This is a genomic window from Corynebacterium jeikeium (assembly GCF_000738175.1).
Classification (GTDB): Bacteria; Actinomycetota; Actinomycetes; order Mycobacteriales; family Mycobacteriaceae; genus Corynebacterium; species Corynebacterium jeikeium_C.
Genome location: NZ_JFCH01000021.1, coordinates 1 through 3,068, shown reverse-complemented (window position 1 = coordinate 3,068; position 3,068 = coordinate 1). Strand labels below are relative to the sequence as shown.

Genomic DNA, 3,068 nt, shown 5'->3' with positions numbered 1-3,068 from the left:
CTGCCTGATCGTCGCGGCGACCATCGACCACGTGATCGCCTGGCACTGGTGCAAACACGAAACCACCCGCGACTACCAACTGCTGCTTGAACGCATCGAAGCCCCACTCATCGCCGTCATCGACGGCGGCCAAGGCGCATACAGCGCAATCAAAAAGTGCTGGCCGACTACGAAAATTCAACGCTGCCTCGTCCACGCCCAACGCGTGGTCCGCCGCTACACCACCACCAACCCACGCACCGATGCCGGGCGCACCATCTACCGACTTGCGCTGAAACTGACCCGGATCACCACACTGGATGAAGCCGCCGCGTGGGGTGTGCAACTGCACGAGTTTTCAACGATCTACCGGGAATGGATGAACGAGAAAACCATGATCAAAGACCCCAAAACAGGTGCATGGACCCGCGTGTGGACCCACCACAACGTGCGCAAGGCCTACAACAGCCTCAACCATCTTTGGCGGTCCGAGATGCTGTTTGTCTACCTCAACCCGCCAGCAGGAGTCCTTGCGCCCGAGCGGATCAAATCCACCACCAACAGCTTAGAAGGCGGCATCAACGCCCAGCTCAAACTGCTCGCCAGAACCCACCGCGGCAGATCAGGCGAACGACAACGCCGCATGCTGGATTGGTGGCTCTACTTAAAAACGGAACTGCCTGACGATCCAGTACGAATCGCCAGGCAGTCCGACTGGGGCCAGGGCCAACTCGCCAAAGTATCCACCCTGACCCAAACCGAGAACCAAGCCGACCACGAAACAGGACGCCCAGCCCTCTACGACAACGCTATCGACACCGACTACACCCACTCAATCGGCATTCAAAAAGGCCAAATCTAACCCCCGCGACACGCCGAGCCAGACACACATTTTGACCCTTAACCCACAGAGCCTGCACAGGGCCCGCACCGCGCCCGCGTCGAGCCCGAACCGAGCAAGCGCGAAGGCCAGAACGCGGGAAGGTACAGTTAAATACCATGAGTGAAGTAAGCGAAGTTCGCGTTCGATTCTGCCCGTCGCCCACCGGCACCCCGCACGTCGGCATGGTGCGCACGGCCCTGTTCAACTGGGCTTATGCCCGTCACACCGGCGGCAAGCTCGTCTTTCGTATCGAGGACACCGATGCGAAGCGAGACTCCGAAGAGTCCTACCAGGCCATCATCGATTCCCTGAAGTGGCTGAACCTCGGTTGGGACGAAGGCATTGAGGTCGGCGGCCCCCACGAGCCCTACCGCCAGTCCCAGCGCATGGATATCTACGCGGATGTCCTGGAGAAGCTGAAGGAATCCGGCGACGTGTACCCGGCCTACTCCACCAACGAGGAAGTCCAGGCTCGCCACAAGGCTGCAGGCCGCGACCCACAGCTGGGGTACGACAACTACGACCGCGACCTCACTGAAGAGCAGATCGCGCAGTTCAAGGCCGAAGGCCGCGGGCCGGTCTGGCGCCTGCGCATGCCCGACGACCGAGTCTACGAGTGGCACGACCTGGTTCGCGGCGACATGAGCGTGGACGGCAAGACCGTGCCGGACTTCGTTGTCGCTCGCTCGAACGGCCAGCCACTGTACACCCTCGTTAACCCGGTGGACGATGCTCTGATGGAGATCACGCACGTCCTGCGAGGTGAAGACCTGCTGCCGTCCACACCGCGACAGATCGCACTCTACGAGGCGTTGGTACGGGTGGGCGCCGCTAAACAGGTACCTACATTCGGCCACCTACCGTTCGTAATGGGCGAGGGCAACAAGAAGCTCTCCAAGCGCGACCCGGAGTCGAATCTGTTTAACCACCGCGACAACGGCATCATCCCGGAGGGCATGCTGAATTACCTGTCGCTGTTGGGCTGGTCGCTGTCCGCCGACGAGGACATCTTCACGATGCAGCAGCTCATCGACAACTTCGATGTGGCGGACGTGAAGCCCAACCCGGCCCGCTTCGACCAGAAGAAGCTGGAGGCCATCAACGCCGACCACATCCGCATGCTGGAGCTGGGTGACTTCACCGAGCGCCTGCGCGCTTACCTGGAGGAGTACAAGGGCTTCCCGGCGGATTACCCCGCGGATAAGTTCGCTTTCGCCGCGGAGCTGGTGCAGACGCGCATCAAGACGCTCTCGGACGCTGACGGTCTGCTGCGCTTCCTGATTACTTCTGACGCCGACTTGTCCCTGGATGAGAAGGCCGCGAGGAAGAACTTGAAGGAGGACGCGGTGGAGGTCCTCGAGGTTGCCATCGCTCAGCTGGAGGCCATCGCGGACGGAGAGTTCAAGACCGACGTCATTGAGAAGGCGCTGCAGTCGAAGCTGATCGAGGAGATGGAGCTGAAGCCGCGCAAGGCCTACGGCGCTCTGCGTGTGGCCATCAGTGGTGCGGCTGTGTCCCCGCCGCTGTTTGAGTCCATGGAGCTGCTGGGCAAGGAGTCCACGTTGGCGCGACTGCGGGCAGCCCGCGAGCAGACTCCGTTCGCGCCTGCGCAGCAGTAAGCGCAGCGGTAGGTGTGCTTGCACGTGCCGTCCTGCGAGTCAGCGGCGGCGCGGTGAGCGCACTATGGCCGGAAAAAGGTGTGTTTACCAGCTGATTTGCTTGTAATTCACTGTTCTGGTTATAGTATTCCTCGTTGCGAGCGAGGTTCGCAGCGTTCAACGATCCGGGTATCCGGGGATTGACGCTTGCGGGTTTTGTTCGACGAACGATGGCCTATGGTGTAATTGGCAACACTACGGTTTCTGGTACCGTCATTCTAGGTTCGAGTCCTGGTAGGCCAGCGCCCCGTTCGTCTAGCGGCCTAGGACGCCGGCCTCTCACGCCGGTAACACGGGTTCAAATCCCGTACGGGGTACAAATATCTAATACAGCGACCTCCGGTCAGCTTCACTTTTCAGAGGCTAGCCGGAGGTTCTCGCTATTCTGGGGGCATGCTGACGTCGAATGAGTTGATCATCTCCCAGTTCTTGGGGGTTAAGTAAAGAAAAGTGGGGTTAAGGGTCAAAAGGGGATGCGGACGGAATCTTGGAGGATTCCATCATGAACCGCTCATACACCAAGGAGCAGCGACGCAGAGCTCTGCAGG

The 3,068-nt window shown here is 60.3% G+C and carries 2 protein-coding genes and 2 tRNA genes; all 4 read left to right on the top strand.

All coding sequences use genetic code 11. From position 1 onward, the window contains the following. The coding region (locus JQ46_RS02280) for an IS256-like element IS1249 family transposase (RefSeq protein ID WP_034985124.1) at positions 1 to 841 on the top strand (841 nt) is incomplete at its 5' end. Positions 842 to 978: 137 nt separating this feature from the next. Further along, a complete protein-coding gene (gene gltX / locus JQ46_RS02275; RefSeq protein ID WP_034985122.1) occupies positions 979 to 2,481 on the top strand; it encodes a glutamate--tRNA ligase in 1,503 nt (500 codons plus the stop codon). A 210-nt stretch (positions 2,482 to 2,691) separates the two neighbouring features. Then, a tRNA-Gln gene (locus JQ46_RS02270) sits at positions 2,692 to 2,763 on the top strand. Between the two features lies 1 nt (position 2,764). Continuing rightward, positions 2,765 to 2,837: transfer RNA gene (locus JQ46_RS02265), tRNA-Glu, on the top strand. Positions 2,838 to 3,068: the final 231 nt, after the last annotated feature.